General features: G+C 70.9%; 15 protein-coding genes and 1 pseudogene. 8 read left to right on the plus strand and 8 right to left on the minus strand.

All coding sequences use genetic code 11. The features are described 5' to 3' along the window. Window positions 1-33: 33 nt before the first annotated feature. From NP777_RS28260 to NP777_RS28285, 6 genes are all read left to right on the plus strand, one after another. Window positions 34-1,986, plus strand: a complete 1,953-nt coding sequence (locus tag NP777_RS28260; RefSeq protein ID WP_256652988.1) for a 2-oxoacid:acceptor oxidoreductase subunit alpha — start codon at window positions 34-36, stop codon at window positions 1,984-1,986. After that, a complete protein-coding gene (locus NP777_RS28265; RefSeq protein WP_256652989.1) occupies window positions 1,979-3,061 on the plus strand; it encodes a 2-oxoacid:ferredoxin oxidoreductase subunit beta in 1,083 nt (360 codons plus the stop codon). Before NP777_RS28260 ends, NP777_RS28265 begins: the two co-directional genes overlap by 8 nt. Before the next feature lie 106 nt (window positions 3,062-3,167). Next, complete coding sequence (locus NP777_RS28270) at window positions 3,168-5,297, plus strand: APC family permease (RefSeq protein ID WP_256652990.1); 2,130 nt, start codon at window positions 3,168-3,170, stop codon at window positions 5,295-5,297. A 151-nt stretch (window positions 5,298-5,448) separates the two neighbouring features. Continuing rightward, window positions 5,449-6,306 carry an SDR family oxidoreductase gene (locus NP777_RS28275; protein ID WP_256652991.1) on the plus strand — a complete coding sequence of 286 codons (858 nt, stop codon included), beginning with the start codon at window positions 5,449-5,451 and terminating at the stop codon, window positions 6,304-6,306. Window positions 6,307-6,443: 137 nt separating this feature from the next. After that, window positions 6,444-7,460, plus strand: a complete 1,017-nt coding sequence (gene rarD / locus NP777_RS28280) for an EamA family transporter RarD (RefSeq protein WP_256652992.1) — start codon at window positions 6,444-6,446, stop codon at window positions 7,458-7,460. A 195-nt stretch (window positions 7,461-7,655) separates the two neighbouring features. After that, window positions 7,656-8,597: a M28 family metallopeptidase gene (locus NP777_RS28285; RefSeq protein WP_256652993.1), complete on the plus strand. Its 942-nt coding sequence runs from the start codon at window positions 7,656-7,658 to the stop codon at window positions 8,595-8,597. Between the two features lie 133 nt (window positions 8,598-8,730). Here NP777_RS28285 and NP777_RS28290 read toward each other — a convergent pair whose 3' ends face one another. From NP777_RS28290 to NP777_RS28310, 5 genes and pseudogenes are all read right to left on the minus strand, one after another. Then, the gene (locus NP777_RS28290; protein WP_391858592.1) at window positions 8,731-9,678 is read right to left on the minus strand and encodes an ABC transporter permease; all 948 of its coding nucleotides are present in this window, start codon (window positions 9,676-9,678) and stop codon (window positions 8,731-8,733) included. Continuing rightward, window positions 9,665-10,648, minus strand: coding sequence for an ABC transporter ATP-binding protein (locus NP777_RS28295; protein ID WP_256652994.1), 984 nt, complete (start codon window positions 10,646-10,648; stop codon window positions 9,665-9,667). Before NP777_RS28295 ends, NP777_RS28290 begins: the two co-directional genes overlap by 14 nt. A 72-nt stretch (window positions 10,649-10,720) precedes the next feature. Next, window positions 10,721-11,974 (minus strand): LolA family protein, encoded by a 1,254-nt coding sequence (locus tag NP777_RS28300; RefSeq protein ID WP_256652995.1) that lies wholly within the window; start codon window positions 11,972-11,974, stop codon window positions 10,721-10,723. A 220-nt stretch (window positions 11,975-12,194) separates the two neighbouring features. After that, window positions 12,195-13,205 carry a polyprenyl synthetase family protein gene (locus NP777_RS28305; protein WP_256652996.1) on the minus strand — a complete coding sequence of 337 codons (1,011 nt, stop codon included), beginning with the start codon at window positions 13,203-13,205 and terminating at the stop codon, window positions 12,195-12,197. A gap of 333 nt (window positions 13,206-13,538) precedes the next feature. Next, window positions 13,539-13,703: pseudogene (locus NP777_RS28310) on the minus strand (NAD(P)/FAD-dependent oxidoreductase); the annotation flags it as partial. Window positions 13,704-13,818: 115 nt separating this feature from the next. Here NP777_RS28310 and fahA point away from each other — a divergent pair. Together fahA and NP777_RS28320 are read left to right on the plus strand one after the other, a co-directional pair. After that, the gene (gene fahA, locus NP777_RS28315; protein WP_256652997.1) at window positions 13,819-15,069 is read left to right on the plus strand and encodes a fumarylacetoacetase; all 1,251 of its coding nucleotides are present in this window, start codon (window positions 13,819-13,821) and stop codon (window positions 15,067-15,069) included. Window positions 15,070-15,129: 60 nt separating this feature from the next. Further along, complete coding sequence (locus NP777_RS28320; RefSeq protein WP_256652998.1) at window positions 15,130-15,627, plus strand: hypothetical protein; 498 nt, start codon at window positions 15,130-15,132, stop codon at window positions 15,625-15,627. An 815-nt stretch (window positions 15,628-16,442) separates the two neighbouring features. On the opposite strand, the gene nuoN is transcribed toward NP777_RS28320, so the two are convergent. Genes nuoN through nuoL form a run of 3 tightly spaced genes read right to left on the minus strand, consistent with a single transcriptional unit; the run spans window position 16,443 to window position 21,652 of the window. After that, entirely contained in the window at window positions 16,443-18,095 is a 1,653-nt protein-coding gene (nuoN, locus tag NP777_RS28330) for an NADH-quinone oxidoreductase subunit NuoN (protein WP_256652999.1), read from the minus strand. After that, window positions 18,092-19,753: an NADH-quinone oxidoreductase subunit M gene (locus NP777_RS28335; RefSeq protein WP_256653000.1), complete on the minus strand. Its 1,662-nt coding sequence runs from the start codon at window positions 19,751-19,753 to the stop codon at window positions 18,092-18,094. Before NP777_RS28335 ends, nuoN begins: the two co-directional genes overlap by 4 nt. A gap of 3 nt (window positions 19,754-19,756) precedes the next feature. Beyond that, entirely contained in the window at window positions 19,757-21,652 is a 1,896-nt protein-coding gene (gene nuoL / locus NP777_RS28340) for an NADH-quinone oxidoreductase subunit L (RefSeq protein ID WP_256653001.1), read from the minus strand. Window positions 21,653-21,655 lie beyond the last annotated feature (3 nt).

Consider the following 21,655-nt stretch of genomic DNA (forward strand, 5'->3'; position numbering starts at 1 on the left):
CCGGGAGCGCCGCCTCAAGGGAGGTCCGAAGCAGTGACCAGCCAGGTCAGCAGCCCGGCCGAGCAGGCCGAACCAGCCGATCAGCAGGGCGGGCAGACGCCCGCCGGGGGACAGCGATCAGGAGACGGTGGCAAGGAGGTCCGCCGTCTGGACCGGGTGATCATCCGGTTCGCGGGGGACTCCGGCGACGGAATGCAGCTCACGGGTGACCGGTTCACCTCGGAGACGGCGTCGTTCGGAAACGACCTCTCGACCCTGCCGAACTTCCCGGCGGAGATCCGCGCCCCCGCCGGCACGCTGCCCGGAGTGTCGAGCTTCCAGCTCCACTTCGCCGATCACGACATCCTCACACCAGGTGACGCACCGAACGTACTGGTGGCGATGAACCCGGCCGCGCTCAAGGCCAACCTCCCCGATGTGCCGCGCGGGGCGGAAATCATCGTCAACACCGACGAGTTCACCAAGCGCCCGATGGCCAAGGTCGGCTATGACCAAAGCCCCCTGGAGGACGGCTCGCTGGACGGCTATCGCGTCCACCCGGTGCCGCTCACCACGCTGACCATCGAGGCACTGAAGGAATTCGGGCTGTCCCGCAAGGAGGCCGAGCGCAGCAAGAACATGTTCGCGCTCGGGCTGCTGTCGTGGATGTACCACCGGCCGACCGAGAACACCGAGAAGTTCCTGCGCCAGAAGTTCGCCAAGAAGCCGCAGATCGCCGAGGCGAACGTGGCCGCCTTCCGGGCGGGCTGGAACTTCGGCGAGACCACCGAGGACTTCGCGGTCTCCTACGAGGTCGCCCCGGCCAGCACCGCGTTCCCCACCGGCACCTACCGGAACATCTCCGGAAACCTGGCGCTGTCGTACGGGCTGATCGCGGCCTCCCGCCAGGCGGATCTGCCGCTGTTCCTGGGGTCGTACCCGATCACCCCGGCCTCGGACATCCTGCATGAGCTGTCCAAGCACAAGAACTTCGGTGTGCGCAGCTTCCAGGCCGAGGACGAGATCGCCGGTATCGGCGCCGCGCTGGGCGCGGCCTTCGGCGGCTCCCTCGCCGTGACCACCACCTCCGGCCCCGGTGTGGCGCTGAAGTCGGAGACCATCGGGCTCGCGGTGTCGCTGGAGCTGCCGCTGCTGGTGATCGACATCCAGCGCGGCGGCCCCTCCACCGGGCTGCCCACCAAGACCGAGCAGGCGGACCTGCTCCAGGCGATGTACGGGCGCAACGGCGAGGCCCCGGTGCCGATCGTGGCCCCGAAGACCCCGGCCGACTGCTTCGACGCCGCGCTCGACGCCGCCCGGATCGCCCTGACCTACCGCACCCCGGTGTTCCTGCTGTCGGACGGCTACCTGGCCAACGGCTCGGAGCCCTGGCGGGTGCCGGACGTCGACCAGCTGCCCGACCTGCGGGTCCAGTTCGCGGCCGGCCCCAACCACGTACTGGCCGACGGCACCGAGGTCTTCTGGCCGTACAAGCGCGACCCGGAGACCCTGGCCCGCCCCTGGGCGGTGCCCGGAACGCCCGGTCTCGAGCACCGGATCGGCGGCATCGAGAAGCAGGACGGCACGGGGAACATCTCCTACGACCCGGCCAACCACGACCACATGGTCCGCGTCCGCCAGGCCAAGGTGGACGGCATCGCGGTGCCGGACATCGAGGTGGACGACCCGACCGGCGACGCCCGCACCCTGGTCCTGGGGTGGGGTTCCACCTACGGCCCGATCACCGCGGCGGTGCGCCGCGTCCGCACCGCGGGGGACCGGATCGCCCAGGCCCATCTGCGCCATCTCAACCCCTTCCCGGCCAACCTCGGCAAGGTGCTGGAGGGTTACGAGAAGGTCGTGGTGCCGGAGATGAACCTGGGTCAGCTCGCGACGCTGCTGCGCGCCCGCTATCTGGTCGACGCCCGCTCCTTCACCCAGGTCCGCGGACTGCCCTTCAAGGCCGAACAGCTCGCCACCGCCCTCAAGGAGGCCATCGATGACTGACACCATCGCCGAGGGCGCGGCATCGGCTCTGCACGCGCTCTCCCTGGTGCCCAAGAGCGACACCAAGCAGACGATGAAGGACTTCAAGTCCGACCAGGAGGTCCGCTGGTGCCCCGGCTGCGGTGACTACGCGGTCCTCGCCGCCGTTCAGGGCTTCATGCCCGAACTGGGCCTGGCGAAGGAGAACATCGTCTTCGTCTCCGGCATCGGCTGCTCCTCGCGCTTCCCGTACTACATGAACACCTACGGGATGCACTCCATCCACGGCCGCGCCCCGGCCATCGCCACCGGCCTGGCCGCCTCCCGCCGCGATCTGTCGGTGTGGGTGGTCACCGGTGACGGCGACGCGCTGTCGATCGGCGGCAACCACCTGATCCACGCGCTGCGCCGCAATGTGAACCTGAAGATCCTGCTCTTCAACAACCGGATCTACGGCCTGACCAAGGGTCAGTACAGCCCCACCTCCGAGGTCGGCAAGATCACCAAGTCGACCCCGATGGGCTCCCTGGACGCGCCGTTCAACCCGCTGTCGCTCGCGCTCGGCGCCGAGGCGGGCTTCGTGGCCCGTACCGTCGACTCCGACCGCAAGCACCTGACCGAGGTGCTGCGGCAGGCGGCGGCCCACCCGGGCACCGCGCTGGTGGAGATCTACCAGAACTGCAACATCTTCAACGACGGCACCTTCGAGGCCCTGAAGGACAAGGACCAGGCCCAGGAGGCCGTGATCCGGCTGGAGCACGGGCAGCCGATCCGCTTCGGCGCCGACCAGTCCAAGGGCGTCATCCGCGACCAGGCCACCGGGGACCTCGAAGTGGTCACCGTCACCGCGGAGAACGAGCACCAGGTGCTGGTGCACGACGCCCACGCGGCCTCGCCCACCACGGCGTTCGCGCTGACCCGGCTCGCCGACGCGGACACCCTCCACCACACCCCCATCGGGGTGCTGCGCGATGTGGAGCGCCCGGTCTACGACACCCAGATGTCCGACCAGCTCGACAACGCCGTGGAGCTCAAGGGCAAGGGCGACCTCGGGGCGCTGCTCGCGGGCGGCGACACCTGGACCGTCGTGGGCTGACCCCCGACAGCGCGCCCAGCGGGCGCGTTCGTACATACGGGCACAGGCGGGTGCCCGGCCGGAGCGTCTGACCGCGCCCCGGCCGGGCACCCGCTCTGCTATCCGCATGGCCGACACCGCCGCCCCGCTCCAGCCGCCCGACCGCCCCGGCTACCGCCTCAAGCGGCTGCTGCTCGGCCCGCCCCTGGTCACCGAGCGGATCCAGCGCGAGAAGCTGCGCAATCCGGCCGCGCTGGGCGTGCTGGCCTCCGACTGCATCTCCTCGACGGCGTACGGCAGCGAGGAGATGCTGCGGGTGCTGGTGCCGGTCATCGGGGTCGCGGCGTTCACCATGCTCCTCCCGGTGACCGGGGCGATCCTGCTGGTCCTGCTGGTGGTCACGCTCTGCTACAGCGATGTGGTGATGATCTACACGCGGGCGGGCGGCTCGTATGTGGTGGCGCGGGAGAACTTCGGTCCGGACATCGCCCAGATCGCGTCCGTGGCGCTGCTGGTGGACTACATCGTGACCGTCGCCGTCCAGGTCTCGGCGGGCACCAACGCGATCATCTCGTTCGCCCATCTCGTCGGCGGCACCTGGACCGGTATCGACCATCTCCAACTGCCCATCAGCGCCCTGGTGATCCTGATCCTCGCCTACGGCAATCTGCGCGGGCTGCGGGAGGCCGGGCGGATCTTCATGGTGCCCGCCTACCTGTTCATCATCGCCGTGGGCCTGATGCTGGTGGTCGGCGTGATCCGCGGGCTCACCGGGACGCTGCCGCACGCCGATGTGCACGCCGCGGGCGCCGTGCCCCTCGGCACCGCGGGCAGCGGCTGGCTCTACGGCGCCTCGCTCTTCATCGTGCTGCGCTCGTTCGCCAACGGCGGCTCCTCGCTGACCGGTCTGGAGGCGATCTCCAACAGCGTCTCGGTCTTCCGTGACCCCAAGGGCCGCAACGCCCGCCGCACGCTGGTCACGATGAGCTGCGTCCTGGGCACGCTGGTCCTCGGGGTCTCCACCCTGGCCCACTTCACCCATGCCATCCCGTACCGCGACGGCACCCCGACCGTCCTGGCGCAGGAGGCCCATCTGGTCTTCGGCGGCGGGGTGCTGGGCGCCCTGGGGCTGGCGTTCGTCCAGCTGGCGACCGCGCTGATCCTCTACACGGGCGCCAACACGCCCTTCACCGGCTTCCCGTTCCTGGCCAGCTTCGTGGCCGAGGACCGCTTTCTGCCCAGGCAGCTGACCCGGCGCGGCCACCGGCTGGCCTTCTCCAACGGGATCGTGTCGCTGGCCGTGGTGGCGCTGGCGCTGCTGGTGGTCACCGAGGCCAATGTGGACCGGCTGGTGGCGCTGTACGCGATCGGGGTGTTCACCGCCTTCACCATGGCCGGGTCCGGGATGACCGCCTATCACCTGCGGCGCCGGGAGCCGGGGCGGACGTGGAAGGTCGCGGTGAACCTCATCACCGCGGTGGTCTCCGCCGCGGTGGTGCTGATCTTCGGGATCACCAAGTTCACCGAGGGCGCCTGGCTGGTCGTGGTGGTCTTCCCGCTGGGGGTCTGGGCGCTGATCCGGATCAATCGCGAGTACCGCGCGGAGGCGGCCGCCCTGGAGGCGGTGGAGCGCCCCGGGGACGACGTTCCGCGCTGGCGGCGCCATGTGGTCTTCGTCCTGGCGGACACCATCGACCTCGCGACGGTCAAGGCGCTGCGGTACGCGCATGAGCTGCGGCCCGACGAGGTCCGCGCGGTGCACTTCATGGTGGACGAGACCCACGCCCGGCGGCTGATGGCGCGGTGGGAGGCCACGGCGGGGGTGACGGTGCCGCTGGAGGTCGTGGAGTGCCCGGACCGGCGGCTGCGCCACGCGGTGATGGAGCTGGCGGCCCGTACCACCGAGGACGGGCGGACCGCGCTGACCCTGTTGGTGCCGCGCCGCACCTACGCCTCCCCGCTGGGCAAGCTGCTGCACAGGGGCACGGCGGAGTCGCTGGCCAAGGCACTGGAGCGGCTGCCGGGCGTCGCGGTGACGATCCTGCCGTTCGCCGTCAGCCTCGCGGCACGGGAGGGTGAGCCGCGGGAGGGTGAGCCGCGGGAGGGTGAGTCGCGGGAGGGTGAGCCGCGGGAGGGTGAGCCGCGGGAGGGTGAGCCGCGGGAGGGTGAGCCGCGGGAGGGTGAGCCGCGGGAGGGTGAGCCGCGGGAGGGTGAGTCGCGGGAGGGTGAGTCCGGGGAACGGGGGCCTGGGGAGTAGGGGCCCGGGGAGCGGGGGCCGGAAGGCGGGGGCCCTGGGAGCGGTCCGGCCCCCGAATGCACACACTTACTTAACCGAAGGTACCTTTCCATTGGTTAGCGCTTCCCTTATGGTGGGTGTGCTGATCCCGCGAACCAGGAGAGTCACGCATATGAGCATCGTCGTCACCGGAGCCACCGGCCACCTCGGCCGCCTCGTCGTCGAGGGGCTGCTGGAGAAGGTTCCCGCCGACCAGATCACCGCGGTCGTGCGCGACACCGCGAAGGCCGCCGACCTCGCCGACCGCGGGGTGCGGCTGCATGTGGCCGACTACAACCGGCCCGAGACGCTCGCCGGAGCCTTCGCCGCCGGCGACAAGGCGCTGCTGATCTCCGGCAGCGAGGTCGGGCAGCGGGTGCCGCAGCACCAGGCCGTGATCGACGCCGCCAAGGAGGCCGGTGTCGCGCTGCTCGCCTACACCAGCGTCCTGGGCGGCCCCGCCGCCGACTTCACCCTGGCCGACGAGCACAAGGTCACCGAGCAGGCGATCACCGACTCCGGTCTGCCGTACGTACTGCTGCGCAACGGCTGGTACAACGAGAACTACACCGAGAACCTCTCCACCGTCCTGGAGCACGGCGCCGTCGTGGGCGCCGCGGGCGAGGGCCGGGTCGCCTCCGCCGCGCGTGCCGACTACGCGGCCGCCGCCGTCGCCGTCCTGACCGGTGAGGGCCACGAGGGCAAGGCGTACGAGCTGTCCGGCGACACCGCCTGGGGCTTCGCCGAGTACGCCGAGGTGGTCGCCCGGCAGTCCGGCAAGGAGATCGTCTACGGCGCCGTCTCCCCCGCCGAGTACCAGTCCATCCTCACCGGCGCGGGCGTCCCCGAGCCGCTCGCCGTGATCCTCTCCGATGTCGAGTCGGCCATCGGGCGCGGCCGGCTGGACGCCACCCCCGGTGACCTGTCCCGGCTCATCGGCCGTCCGACCACCCCCATCGCGGACTCGGTGGCGGCCGCGCTCAAGGGCTGACCCGCCCCGTAGGCACCACGGCCCGCCTGTCATCACCGTATTCCAATACGGGAATGACAGGCGGGCCTCACCAGCGCTACCTTCGGACCCTCGGAACGGGCCCGCCGGGGGTTCGTCATGCCGTCGGGGAGGGTGCCGTGACGCCGCAGGACCAGCAGGACCGCGCCGATCGCACCGGTCTCCTCTACGGCTTCGCGGCGTACGGCATCTGGGGGCTGGTGCCGCTCTTCTGGCCGCTGCTGGAGCCCGCCGCGGCGATGGAGATCCTGGCCCACCGAATGGTGTGGTCGCTGGCGGCCGTCGGTCTGGTGCTGCTGGTGCTGCGCCGCTGGAGCTGGATACGGCCACTGCTGCGGCAGCCCCGCCGGCTGGGCATGATCACGCTCGCCGCGACCGTGATCTCGGTCAACTGGGGCCTGTACATCTGGGGCGTCAACAGCGGTCATGTGGTGGAGACCGCGCTCGGATACTTCATCAACCCGCTGGTCAGCATCGCCTTCGGGGTGCTGCTGCTGCGTGAGCGGCTGCGGCCCGCGCAGTGGGCGGCGGTCGGCGTCGGGGTGGTGTCCGTGGCCGTGCTGACGGTGGGCTACGGCAAGCTGCCGTGGATCGCGCTCACCCTCGCCTTCAGCTTCGCGACGTACGGCCTGGCCAAGAAGCGGGTCGGGCTCGACGGGCTGGAGTCGCTGGCCGCCGAGACCGCCGTGCAGTTCCTGCCCGCCCTCGGCTTCCTGATCTGGCTCGGGACGCACGGCGGCAGCACGTTCGCGAGCGAGGGCGCCGGGCACGCGGCGCTCCTGGCGAGTTCCGGCTTCGTCACGGCGCTGCCGCTGATCTGCTTCGGGGCCTCGGCGGTGCGGCTGCCGCTGTCGACGATCGGGATGCTCCAGTACGTCGCGCCGACCTTCCAGTTCGCCCTCGGGCTCGTCGTCTTCCACGAGTCGATGCCACCCGAACGGTGGGCCGGCTTCGCCCTCGTCTGGCTCGCGCTCGCGCTGCTGACCTGGGACGCGCTGCGCACCGCCCGGCGGGCGCGACGGGCGCTGGCCGACGCCGCCGCGCGGGCGGCGGCGCTGTCGGCGACAGTGGAGACCGACGTCGTACCGGACGCCGAGGTGTCCGATCTACGGCCGGGACCGATATCCGGCGGGTGATGTCCGGTTTCCGCCCTTGACGCGGAGTCAGCCACGCCCGGAGCATCAGCACGTTCACCGCTCCACCGCCCCACGGGCACGTGCACCACACAGCGTCACGTCATTCCGTCCTGTCCACGTTCGGAACCGGAGCCCCCCATGTCCTCATGCGCGCAAGCCCGCCCCCGAAGATCCCTGATACGGCGTGCGGCCACGATGGCCGCCGCCGGTACGGCGGTCGCCGCCCTGGTCTCGGCCGCCCCCGCCACCTCCGCCGCCGCATCGGCACGGCACACGGCGGACGCCCGTACCACCCTCGCGGCACCCGACATCTCCGTGGCCAATGTGAAGGCCCATCTGGCCCAGCTCCAGTCCATCGCCACCGCCAACGGCGGCAACCGCGCCCATGGCCGCCCCGGCTACAAGGCGTCGCTCGACTACATCAAGGGCAAGCTGGACGCCGCTGGATACACCACCACCGTGCAGCAGTTCACCTCCGGCGGTGCCACCGGCTACAACCTCATCGCCGACTGGCCCGGCGGTGACACCAACAACGTGGTGTTCTCCGGCGCCCACCTCGACTCCGTCACCGCGGGCCCCGGGATCAACGACAACGGCTCGGGCTCCGCCGGAATCCTGGAGACCGCGCTGACCGTCGCCCGCCAGGGCGCGAAGCCCACCAAGCATCTGCGGTTCGCCTGGTGGGGCGCGGAGGAGCGGGGCATGGTCGGCTCCACCTACTACATCAACAACCTGCCGACGGCCGAACGGGCGAAGATCGACGGCTATCTCAACTTCGACATGATCGGCTCGCCCAACCCCGGCTACTTCGTCTATGACGACGACCCCGGGATCGAGTCGGTCTTCAAGGCGTTCTTCTCCGCCAAGGGCGTGCCCACCGAGATCGAGACCGAGGGCGACGGCCGCTCCGACCACGCGCCGTTCAAGAACAAGGGCATCCCGGTGGGCGGTCTCTTCAGCGGGGCCGACTACATCAAGACCGCCGCCCAGGCCCAGAAGTGGGGCGGCACCTCGGGGCAGGCGTTCGACCGCTGCTACCACCGCTCCTGCGACACCTCGAGCAACATCGACGACACCGCCCTGGACCGCAACAGCGACGCCATCGCCTACGCGGTCTGGACGCTCGGCGGCGCCTGATCCCGGATGATGTGCCGTGTTCGGTTCCGCGGGCTCAGGCCGCTTCGGCCGCCCAGGCCGCTCAGGCCGTCCGGTGCGCTTCGGCCACTCAGGCCGCCCGGTGCGCTTCGGCCACTCAGGCCGCTCAGGCCGCTCAGGCCGTGATGTCCTTCGCGGTGAACCGGGCCCAGGCCGCAGAGCCGAACACGGCCACGTACAGCCCCTGCAGCCCCAGGTTCTTGACCAGCTCGTCCCAGTAGACCGGCTCGCGGAGGAGATCGGCGAAGCTGAGCCAGTAGTGCGGGAAGAGATACGGGTGGATCGCGTGCAGCTGCGGGATGGTGTCGAGGATCTGCGCGGTGATCACCAGCCCCACCGTCGTGGCCATGGCCGCGATCCCGCTGTTGGTGAGGGTGGAGATGAACAGCCCCACCGTGGCGATCCCCACCAGCGACAGGGCCACCAGGGCGGCCACGCCGAGCGCCCTGAGCAGCGCCTCCTCGAACGAGACGGTGATGCCCGAGATCAGCGTGACATCGCCGAGCGGGAACAGCAGCGCCCCCGTCACCAGGCTCGTGAGGGCCACGACCAGGGTCGCGATCAGGCAGAAGGCCATGGTGGTGGTGAATTTGGCCAGCAGCAGACGGGTCCGCCCGGCGGGGGCGACCAGCAGATAGCGCAGCGTCCCCGAGCCCGCCTCACCGGCGATGGCGTCACCGGCGATCACGCCGACCACCATCGGCAGGAAGACCGGCAGCGTCGCCGCCAGTGACGCGAAGACCAGGAAGATCCCGTTGTTGGTGATCTGAGGGAAGAAGGCGGGGCCCTCCCCCGCTCCCCCACGGCCGCCGCCGAAGCCGCCGCCGTCGCTGGTCTCGATCTTCACCGCGATGCCGATGAGGATCGGGATCAGCGCGAGCACGCCGAGCAGGGCCAGGGTCCGCCAGCGGCGGAGGGTGATGGCCAGCTCGGAGCGGAAGAGCGCCAGGGCCCACAGGGGGTTCGGGCGGGACGGGTTCGCGGCCCGCCCGGCCGGTGCGCCGGTGTGGGCCGTCCTCGGTACACCGGTGTCGGCCACCCTCCGTTCCTCAGCCCGCGACATCGAAGCCCTCCCCGGTCAGCGCGACAAAGGCGTCCTCGAGCGATGCGCGTTCGGCCCCGAAGGCCCGGACCCGCACCCCGGCGCGTACGAGGGCGGCGTTGAGATCGGCCAGCTCCAGCGGTGCGTCGTCCACGCCGGGGCCGGGCACCGGCAGTTCGCCGGAGACGCGCTCGTCCAGGACCACCAGATCCGTCACCCCGTGCTCCTTGAGCACCCGGACCGCGTCCACCGGGTCCGGGGTGGTGACGGCCAGCCGGCCGCGGCTGCCCGCCGCCAGCTCGGCCACCGTGCCCTGGGCGATCAGACGGCCCTGGGCCATCACGGCGGCATGAGTGCACACCTGTTCGATCTCGTCGAGGAGATGGGAGGAGAGGAAGACGGTGGTGCCCTCCTCGGCCAGCTCGCGCACCAGGGCGCGGATCTCGCGCATGCCCTGCGGATCGAGGCCGTTGGTCGGCTCGTCCAGCACCAGCAGCTCTCGCGGCTGGAGCAGCGCGGCGGCCAGGCCGAGGCGCTGCTTCATGCCGAGCGAGTACGCGCGGGCCTTCTTCCCGGCCGCGGCGGCCAGCCCCACCCGGTCCAGGGCGCCCGCCACACGGGTGGCGCGGGTGCGGGGGTCGGCGGTGGGGTCGGCCGCGTCGTAGCGCAGCAGATTGTCGCGGCCGGTCAGAAAGGGGTACAGGGCGGGGCCCTCGATGAGGGCGCCCACCCTGGGCAGCACGCTCCGGGCGGCGCGCGGCATCGGCTCACCGAGCAGTCTGGCTCTGCCCGAGGTGGGCTCGATCAGGCCCATGAGCATGCGGATGGTCGTCGTCTTCCCCGAGCCATTGGGCCCGAGGAAGCCGAAGACACTGCCCCGCGGCACGGACAGATCCAGCGCGTCGACGGCGAGCTGCCCGCCCCGGTAGCGCTTGGTGAGCCCGCGGGTCTCCACCGCGGCGTCATCCCCCTCGGTGGACCGCTGCTCCACGGGCTCCCCTTCGTTCAGCGTCGTATCCGCGCCCTACGTCGTCCGTGACCGCGCCTTATGCGCCCAGTGGCCTCACTTGGCCGCGTTGGCGGCCTTGATCAGGGCGTCCTTGTCGACCGCGCCGACGAACACCTTGCCATCGGCGGTGACCAGCGCGTTCACCAGCCGGGTGCTGACCACGGTGCCGGAGCCGAACTTCCCCTTGACCTCCTTGCCGAAGCCGCCGAGGAGGCCGGAGGCCCCACCCGGGCCGCTGTCGCCGCCGGGTGTCGTGGGCGCCGCGGCGCCGCCGGGGGTGTCGAGCCGGGCGACCGAGTCCCAGCCCTCGCCGACGACCTTCAGCCCGGACAGGGCGCCCTGGGCGTCCTTGAAGTCCTTGGAGTCCTTGGAGCCGAAGCCCTTCGGGGCGTCCTTGTGGCCGGCCTTGGGCTCCTCGGTGACCTTGGCGCCCTTGGGCGGCGTGAAGTCGAAGGTGCCGGCCTTGGGCTTGCCGAAGTCCACCTTGGTGAAACCCACATCGATGATCGCCTTGCCGCCGCTCTTCGGGGAGAGCGTGAACTTCAGCGGGACACCGTTGTCCGCGTCCACCGCGATACGGACGGATCCGATCGTGGAGTCGCTGTTCTGCTTGGGCTTGATCAGCAGGTCGTACGCTTCCCGCCCGGCGACCCGGGAGGTGCCGTCGACGGTCACATCGGTGGTGTCGTCCACGGCGGAGAGCACCGTCTTGGCCATCTCCTGGGGCGTGGCGCCCCGCAGGTCCTTCGGCATCTCCCGCCGGTGGTCGCCCTTGGCCTTCGCGTCCTTGGGGGCGGTGGCGTGGAAGGCGGAGTTGCTCCCGCTGTCGTACGCCCAGATCTCGCCGCCGTTGTGGATCATGCTGTACTCGGCGGCGTTCTCGACGATCGACACCCGCTGCTTCTCGGGGCCGTCGGTGGCCACCCGCAGGGTGTGGGAGCCGGAGATCAGCTCCATCAGCTTGGATTCGGGCGCGGCGGACGCGTCGCCGCCCTGCGCCCCGCCCAGGTCGGCGATGGAGCCGCCACCCGGGAGCGAGGGGATGCCCAGATCGGTGGTGATCTTCACCGAACCGGACATCTGCTGGGCGTCCGATGCCGCCATCTTGCTGATGAGCTCTTGTGCCGAGATCTTCGGCAGATTGGGGTCGCCGGTGCTGGCAAGCGCCGGGACCAGTCCTATGGTCGCCGCCGCGATGCCCGCGACGGCGACCGGAGCGGCGTACCGGGCGGCCTTCTTCCCTCGTGATGGCCGCTCTTCATCCCAGAAGCCGTCGTCGGCGACCTGTGTCGGTCGGATCCGTGCCATGTGTGCTCTACCTCCGTCGTCGGCGGCGGTTCGTCAGCTTGCACTCGTCCACCTCTCGGGCCATTGTCACCCGATCCCGCCATGTGGTGGTCTTTTCATCCCACCAAATCGTTCGACGTGGCGCGTCAGCCCGCAGGATCACCTCGGCGTAATGCTCGGGTATGACGCCGCTCCACCGGGAGTCAGGGGCCGATCGGGGTGGATTGGTGGCGGGCGGGGGTCACCCGGCCCGGTGGACCACCGCGTCGCACAGCCCCTCGAGGGCCGCCTTCGCCGGGCCCTCGGGCAGCGGCGCCAGCATCGAACGGGCCTCCGCCGCATAGCGGACCGTGACCCGGCGGGCCCGCTCCAGCGCCGGATGGGCGCGCAGCCGCCGCAGCACCTCGGCATGGCGCGCGTCATCGGTGAGATCGCCCGCGAGCAGCTCGCACAGCTCGCGGTCCTCGGCCGAACCGGTCTCCTCGGCCTGCTCCCGCACATAGAGCACGGGCAGGGTGGCCACGCCCTCGCGCAGATCGGTACCGGGGGTCTTGCCGGACTCATGGCTGTCGCTGGCGATGTCCAGTACGTCGTCGGCGAGCTGGAAGGCCATGCCGAGCCGCTCGCCGTACTGGGTGAGGATGCTGACGATGCTCTCGTCGGCGCCCGCCATCATCGCGCCGAACCGGCCGGAGACGGCGATCAGCGAGCCCGTCTTGCCGGCCAGCACATCCAGGTAGTGGTCGACCGGGGCGCGGCCGTCGCGGGGGCCCGCCGTCTCCAGGATCTGACCGGTGACCAGCCGCTCGAACGCCTCGGCCTGGATCCGCACCGCCTCGGGGCCGAGGTCGGCCAGGATGTGCGAGGCGCGGGCGAAGAGGAAGTCGCCGGTGAGGACCGCCACCGAGTTGCCCCAGCGGGCGTTGGCGCTGGGGACGCCGCGCCGCACCTCCGCCTCGTCCATCACATCGTCGTGGTACAGCGTGGCCAGATGGGTGAGCTCGACGACCACCGCCGAGGGCACCACTCCGGGCGCATGGGGGTCGCCGAACTGCGCGGCCAGCAGCACCAGCAGGGGCCGGAACCGCTTCCCCCCGGCCCGCACCAGATGCTGGGCGGCCTCCGTGATGAAGGGCACATCGCTTTTCGTGGCCTCCAGCAGGCCCTCTTCGACCGCCGTCAGCCCGGCCTGGGTGTCGGCTTCCAGAGTCCGGTCCCGCACGCTCAGCCCCAAGGGCCCGACGAAGCTCACGGGGTACTCCTGTCTGCCTACGAATGACGCGAATGTCGATGTGTCGCTGCCTCCACCAACAGGCAGCGTATCCGGTCGGGTATCGATCACTGTGGGCGCCTTCCCGCCTTGTGCGCCTCTCACCGTTCTCTCCCGAACCGAACCACTTCACATCGCAGTACCGCGATCGCAGCAGATCATTCATGCCCCGGACCCCATCCGGCCAGCCGACCGGACCCCACCCGGCGGGCCGGCCGGACTGCCGGACAGTCCGCCGGGCGGTCCGCCGAACCAGCCGCCGGGCGGGGCCGGTCACCGGCATGGGGCGGGCCGACGGCCGCGGGCGAGGCCCGCTCATCCGCGCATGGCGGCCACCGCCTTCGCCAGCCGTGGCGACGCGTACCCCGTACCGCAGACGAACCGCCTCACCGGGCCGAAACTCGCCGCCGCGGGCAGCCCGGTGACGTACAGCCCAGGGACAGAGGAGCCGTAACCCGCGTCGAGCGGCGCCGCCCCGGCCACCGGCGTTGCCCCGGCCACCGGCATCGCCCCGGCCACCGGCGTTGCCCCGCGCCCCCCGCGCCATAGGGTGTGCTGCGTCCCACAGTGACGAGGAGAAGGCGAGGCAGCCCCGATGCCGCAGCGATCCCCGCTGGATCTGCACGAAGGCGACCCCTTCGGCCCGCACAACCTCCCCTATGGCGTCTTCACCGCGCCGCACGCTCCTCATCTGCGGAAAATCGGGGTGCGCTACGGAAACCATGTGCTCGACGTGGGCGCCGCCGCGGCCGCCACCGCCTCTCCGCACGCCGAGCCGCTGGGCGCCGGCACCCTCAACCCGCTGATGGCCGCGGGCCGCCCGGTCTGGCAGGCCGTGCGCGCCGAGGTGCTCGACTGGCTCACCGACCCGGCGCACCGCTCGGCCATCGAGCCCCTGATGCACCCCCTCCCCACCGTGGCGCTCCACCTCCCCTTCGAGGTGGCCGACTACGCCGACTTCTATGCGAGCGAGCACCACGCCACCAACACGGGCCGGATCTTCCGCCCCGACGGCGAGGCGCTCACCCCCAACTGGAAGCACATGCCGATCGGCTACCACGGCCGGGCCGGCACCATCCTCGTCTCGGGCACGCCCGTCGTCCGCCCGCAGGGCCAGCATCTGCCCCCGGCCGATACCTCCGCACCACACGCTTCCTCCCCCACTCCGGTCTTCGGCCCCTCCCTGCGCCTCGACTTCGAGGCGGAGGTGGCCTTCGTCGTCGGCGCCCCTTCCACTGTGAATACACCGGTGCCGCTCTCCGGGTTCCACGACCACGTCTTCGGTGTCTGTCTGCTCAACGACTGGTCCGCGCGCGACATCCAGGCGTGGGAGTACCGTCCGCTCGGCCCCTTCCTCGGCAAGTCCTTCGCCACCTCCCTCGCCGCCTGGGTCACCCCGCTGGACGCCCTCACGGCGGCCCGCACCAGCCCTCCCGCCCGCGACGTCCCGCCCCTCCCGTACCTGGACGACAGCGCCACCGAGCCCGGCGGGCTCGATCTGCGCCTGGAGGTCGCCCTCAACGGCCACACGATCTCCCGCCCGCCCTTCTCCGCCATGTACTGGACCGCGGCCCAGCAGCTCGCCCACCTGACGGTGAACGGCGCCTCGTTGCGCACCGGCGACCTCTTCGCCTCCGGCACGGTCAGCGGCCCGCGCCCGGACGAGCTCGGCTGTCTCCTCGAACTCACCTGGGGCGGCCGCGAACCCCTGCGGCTCCCCGACGCCACCCGGACCTTCCTGGAGGACGGCGACGAGGTGACCGTCACGGCCTGGGCGCCGGGCCCGCGGGGGACCCGTATCGGCCTGGGCGAGGTGACCGGCCAGGTCGTCCCCGCCACGCCCTGACGTGGCTGCTAATTTGTCGTGCTCCTGCCCTGACGATCCCGGACGACCGAGGAGAAGCACGTGAAGAAGGCAGTGAGCATCGCCGGCGCGGCGGCGGCGGCCGCCCTGCTGCTGACCGCATGCGGCAGTGACGGTGGCGACGACAAGAAGGACACCTCCAAGGACCCCTCCTCCGAGTCGAGCGCCCCGGCGGAGGGGGGCGCGGACACGAAGGTCTCCGGCACCTATGTGGCGAAGGCCGGTGACGGGGCCGTCATCCTGTCCATCAGCGGCAAGAAGGCCGTTCTGGTGGCCGACAAGCACATCTGCAACGGCGAGTACGCCGACATGGGCGGGAAGATGCTCATGCTCAAGTGCGCCGACGGCAACACCGACCGCAGCGCGGGCAAGGTCACCGCGAGCGCGGACGGCAAGACCCTCACGGTCGACTGGGACGCGCTCGCCAAGAATGACACCTTCATCAAGACGACCTCGCCCAGCGACCTCCCCTCGGGCCTGCCGACGTCGCTGCCCTCCGGCCTCCCGACCGGTGTGCCGACCGGCCTCCCGACCGGCTGAACCACGGCGCCGGACCCCCTCCGGCGCCCCGGGCCCCTGGCGCGCAGGCGCGCCGGGGGCCCGTCCCGCACAGTGACAGATCTTGCCGCCGCGGACACGAAACCGCAGCCGGAAGCGGTAGGAAAGCCGCCGTCAGGTGGCGCAACGCTTCGGCAACACCACCGGCCCGGCCCCGTCGGCATGGTCCCGATACGACCCCGCCGACCAGCACACCCCCGGAGCCGGCCGATACCGGCCGAACGCCCCCGCGAGCACGCCCCGCCGGTCGCCGCCGCGCCGGTCGCCGCCGCGCCCCACCGGTCGCCGCCCCGCCGGTCGCCGCCGCGCCCAGCCGGCGGCTCCGTGCCGACCGGGCATGGCAACTCGCCGGCCTGCTCCGCCACCAGGTCCTCATCGGCGGCTTCCCCGGGGGCGTGCTCCCCCTGGAGGACGCGGCCACTCGGCAGGCCCTGTCCTCGGTCCGCTCCGACCCGGATGCGGATGTCCGTGCCTACGCGGCCAAGGCGACGGCTTAGGGGCGACGCCTGCGGCGGGCCTGCCCCCACCCCACCCCTCCCCGAAACCGGGGACTCCGCCCCCAGCCCCCGCCGGGGCTCCGCCCGGACCCCGTTCCTCAATCGCCGGAGAGGCTGGAATTACGTCCCCCGCACCGGCAGGGGCAGGGGCCGCAGCCCCCGTTCGGGAAGGGGCGAGGTGGGGTGGGGCGGAATGGGGAACAACTCCGGCCGGGCGCGGCACCGTCTTGGTGTCCGGGCCCGGCCGGGGGGCCAGGGGCGTAGCCCCCTGCGTTCCGGTTGGGGCGAGACGCGGGATGGCTAGCGGACGAAGACTCCCGCCTGGCTCGCCAGATCCAGGAAGTACTGCGGGGCGACGCCCAGGACCAGCGTGACCGCCACGCCGATCGCGATGGCCGACGAGGTCAGCGGGCTCGGGACGGCCACGGACGGGCCGTCCGTGCGGGGCTCGCTGAAGAACATCAGCACGATCACCCGGATATAGAAGAACGCGGCGACCGCCGAGGAGATCACACCAATTACCACCAGCGCGCCCGCCCCACCGTCGGCCGCCGCCTTGAAGACCGCGAACTTCCCGGCGAAGCCGCTGGTCAGCGGGATACCGGCGAAGGCGAGCAGGAAGACCGCGAAGACGGCGGCCACCAGGGGCGAACGGCGGCCGAGCCCGGCCCACTTGGACAGATGGGTGGCCTCGCCGCCCGCGTCCCGCACCAGGGTGACCACCGCGAAGGCGCCGAGGGTCACGAAGGAGTACGCGGCGAGGTAGAAGAGGACGGAGGAGATGCCCTCGGGCGTGGTGGCGATGACACCGGCCAGGATGAACCCGGCGTGGGCGATCGACGAGTACGCCAGCAGCCGCTTCACATCGGTCTGGGTGACGGCCACGATCGCACCGCCCAGCATGGTGACGATGGCGACGCCCCACATCACCGGCCGCCAGTCCCAGCGCAACCCGGGCAGTACGACGTACAGCAGCCGCAGCAGCGCACCGAAGGCCGCGACCTTGGTGGCCGCCGCCATGAAGCCGGTCACCGGGGTCGGGGCGCCCTGGTAGACGTCGGGGGTCCACATGTGGAACGGCACGGCGCCGATCTTGAACAGCAGCCCCATCAGCACCATCGCCCCGCCGATCAGCAGCAGCGCGTCATTGCCCATGGTCCCGGCGAGCGCCGGGGTGACGTTCCTGACCTGGCCGTCGACGACGTCCGCGATCCCGGAGTAGGAGACCGTGCCCGCGTAGCCGTACAGCAGGGCGATGCCGAAGAGCAGGAACGCCGAGGAGAAGGCGCCCAGCAGGAAGTACTTGACCGCGGCCTCCTGCGACAGCGCACGCTGGCGACGGGCCAGCGCGCACAGGATGTACAGCGGCAGGGAGAAGACCTCCAGCGCCACGAAGAGCGTCAGCAGATCGTTGGCGGACGGGAAGACCAGCATGCCGCCGACCGCGAAGAGGACCAGCGGAAAAACCTCGGTGGTGGTGAACCCGGCCTTGACGGCGGCCTTTTCGGCGTCGCCGCCGGGCACGGCGGCGGCCTGGGCCGCGAAGGAGTCGACGCGGTTGCCGTGCACCACCGGATCCAGCCGCCGCTCGGCGAAGGTGAACACCGCCACCAGCGCGACCAGGAGAATGGTCCCCTGCAAGAAGAGCGCCGGTCCGTCGACCGCGATCGCGCCCATGGCCGCGACACGGGCCTTGCTGGTGCCGTAGTCACCGGCGGCGAGGCCGATCACCGCGGCGAAGGCCGCGGCCAGGGCGACCACGGAGACGAACAGCTGCGCCACGTACCGCTGGCGGCGCGGAAGGAAGGCCTCGATCAGGACGCCGACGATCGCGGCGCCGAGCACGATCAGCGTGGGCGACAGCTGCCCGTACTCGATATCGGGCGACGGGATCTTGTCGGGCGCCGCCGCCGCTGTTGTCCACAGGCTGTGGACAGTGGCCGCGTGGGTCACTTGGCACCTCCGGAAGCACCGTCGTGGGAACCACCGTCGGACTTCGGGCTGTAGCTGAACCAGCCCGCGTCGACGGGGTGATCGGGCTTGGGATCCTTCTTGTCCACCACGGACATCGTGTGGTCGACCGCCGGGTTGACGATGTCGGCCAGCGGCTTCGGATAGACCCCGAGGAAGATCAGCAGCGCGATGAGCGGGGCCACGACGACCAGCTCACGCACCCGCAGATCCGGCATGGACCGCACCTCGGCCTTCACCGGACCGGTCATGGTGCGTTGGTACAGGATCAGCACGTAGAGCGCCGCCAGCACTATTCCGACGGTCGCGATCACGCCGAACGCCGGGTAGCGGCTGAACGTGCCGACCAGGACCAGGAATTCGCTGATGAACGGCGCGAGTCCGGGCAGCGAGAGGGTGGCGAGTCCGCCGATCAGGAAGGTGCCGGCGAGCACCGGGGCGACCTTCTGCACCCCGCCGTAGTCGGCGATGAGCCGCGAACCGCGGCGGGTGATCAGGAACCCGGCCACCAGCATCAACGCGGCCGTGGAGACGCCGTGGTTGACCATGTAGAGGGTGGCGCCGCTCTGGCCCTGGGTGGTCATCGCGAAGATGCCCAGGATGATGAAGCCGAAGTGGGAGATCGAGGCGTAGGCGATCAGCCGCTTGATGTCCCGCTGGCCGATCGCCAGCAGCGCCCCGTAGATGATGCTGATGAGCGCCAGGATCATGATCGCCGGGGTGGCCCACTTGCTGGCCTCCGGGAAGAGCTGGAGGCAGAAGCGGAGCATCGCGAAGGTGCCGACCTTGTCGACCACCGCGGTGATCAGCACGGCGACCGGGGCGGTGGACTCCCCCATCGCGTTCGGCAGCCAGGTGTGCAGCGGCCACAGCGGCGCCTTCACCGCGAAGGCGAAGAAGAAGCCGAGGAAGAGCAGCCGCTCGGTGCTGGACGCCATGTCCAGATGGCCGCCCGCCCGCGCCTGGACGATCTCCTGGAGCGAGAAGGTGCCGGTGCCGAGCTGATCGGCGGTGACCGCGTACAGACCGACCACCGCGGCGAGCATGATCAGCCCGCCCGCCAGGTTGTAGAGCAGGAACTTCACCGCGGCGTACGAGCGCTGAGTGGCCGTCTCCTCCTCGGAGCGGCCCCCGGCCCGGTCCCCGAAGCCCCCGATGAGGAAGTACATCGGGATCAGCATGGCTTCGAAGAAGATGTAGAAGAGGAAGATGTCGGTGGCCTCGAAGGAGATCACCACCATCGCCTCGACCATCAGGATCAGCGCGAAGAAGCCCTGGGTGGGCCGCCAGCGGCGGTTGGGGTGGGCGCCTTCCAGCGGATCGGCGTCATGCCAGCCCGCCAGGATGATGAAGGGGATGAGCACGGCGGTGAGCGCGATCAGCGCGACCGCGATCCCGTCCACGCCCAGTTCGTAGCGGACGCCGAAGTCCTTGATCCAGGCATGGGATTCGGTGAGCTGGAAGCGGGCGCCGCCGGGGTCGAAACGGACCAGCACGACCGCCGCGAGGGCGAGGGTGACCAGGGAGAAGCCCAGCGCCACCCACTTGGCGGCGGCGCGCTGGGCGGCGGGCACGGCGGCGGTGACCACCGCGCCGAGCGCGGGCACCACGGCCGTGGCCGTCAGCAGGGGAAATGACATGAATCAGACCGCCCTCATCAGCAGGGTCGCGGCGATGAGCACCGCCGTACCGCCGAACATCGAGACCGCGTACGTACGGGCATAGCCGTTCTGCAGCTTTCGCAGCCGGCCGGAGAGCCCGCCGACCGAGGCCGCGGTGCCGTTGACCACCCCGTCGACCAGCTTGTGGTCGACATAGACCAGACCGCGGGTCAGATACTGGCCGGGTTTGACGAGCGCGACATGGTTGAAGTCGTCCTGGAGCAGATCGCGCCGGGCGGCCCGGGTGAGCAGCGATCCGCGGGGGGCGGTGCGCGGCACCGGCCGACGTCCGTACTGCGCCCAGGCGAGGGCGACACCGATCACCAGCACCACCATCGTCCCGGCGGTGACCGCCGCGGCGCTGAGCGGGGAGTCGCCGTGGCTGTGGCCGGTGACCGGCTCCAGCCACTTCAGGAACGCGTCATTGACGCTGAACAGCCCGCCCGCGAAGACCGATCCCACGGCCAGGACGATCATGGGGATGGTCATGGACGAGGGCGACTCGTGCGGATGCGGTTCGTGGCCCTTCTCGTCCGGCGCCCAGCGCTTCTCGCCGAAGAAGGTCAGCAGCATCACCCGCGTCATGTAGTACGCGGTGATGGCCGCGCCCAGCAGGGCCGCGCCGCCGAGGATCCAGCCCTCGGTGCCGCCCTTGGCGAACGCCGCCTCGATGATCTTGTCCTTGGACCAGAAGCCGGACAGCCCGGGGAAGCCGATGATCGCGAGATAGCCGAGTCCGAAGGTGATGAAGGTGACGGGCATGTACTTCCGCAGGCCGCCGTACTTGCGCATGTCGACCTCGTCGTTCATGGCGTGCATGACCGAACCGGCCCCGAGGAAGAGCCCCGCCTTGAAGAAGCCGTGGGTCACCAGGTGCATGATCGCGAAGACATAGCCGATCGGGCCGAGGCCGGCGGCCAGGATCATGTATCCGATCTGCGACATGGTGGACCCGGCCAGGGCCTTCTTGATGTCGTCCTTGGCACAACCGACGATCGCACCGAAGAGGAGCGTGACCGCGCCGACCGCGACCACCGCGGCCTGGGCGTCCGGTGCGGCGTTGAAGATCGCGCCGGAGCGGGTGATCAGATACACGCCCGCGGTCACCATGGTCGCCGCGTGGATCAGGGCCGAGACCGGGGTCGGGCCCTCCATCGCGTCCCCGAGCCAGGACTGCAGCGGCACCTGGGCCGACTTGCCGCAGGCGGCGAGGAGCAGCATCAGCCCGATGGCGGTGAGCTTGCCCTCGCTCGCGTGGTCCGCGTTGGTCAGCACCGGGGCGAAGGTGAAGGTCCCGAACGTCGTGAACATCAGCATGATCGCGATCGACAGGCCGACGTCACCGACGCGGTTGACGATGAACGCCTTCTTCGCCGCCGTGGCCGCGCTGGGCTTGTGCTGCCAGAAGCCGATGAGCAGGTACGAGGCGAGGCCGACGCCCTCCCAGCCGACGTACAGCAGCAGGTAGTTGTCGGCGAGGACGAGCAGCAGCATCGCCGCGAGGAAGAGGTTGAGATAGCCGAAGAAGCGGCGGCGGCGCTCGTCGTGCTCCATATAGCCGATCGAGTAGATGTGGATCAGCGTGCCCACACCGGTGATCAGCAGGACGAAGGTCATGGAGAGCTGGTCGAGCTGGAAGGCGACGTCCGCGCGGAAGCCGCCCACCGGGATCCAGCTGAAGACCTTGCTGTGCATGGCCCGGTCGTGCTCGCCGCGGCCGAGCATGTCGGCGAAGAGCACCGCGCCGATGGCGAAGGAGCCGGCGGCGAGCACCGTGCCGATGTAGTGGCCCTTGCCGTCCAGCCGCCGCCCTCCGCACAGCAGCAGGGCCGCGCCGAGCAGCGGGACCGCGACAAGCAATCCGATGAGGTTCTCCACGTG

It is taken from the genome of Streptomyces rugosispiralis (assembly GCF_024505145.1).
GTDB lineage: Bacteria > Actinomycetota > Actinomycetes > Streptomycetales > Streptomycetaceae > Streptomyces > Streptomyces rugosispiralis.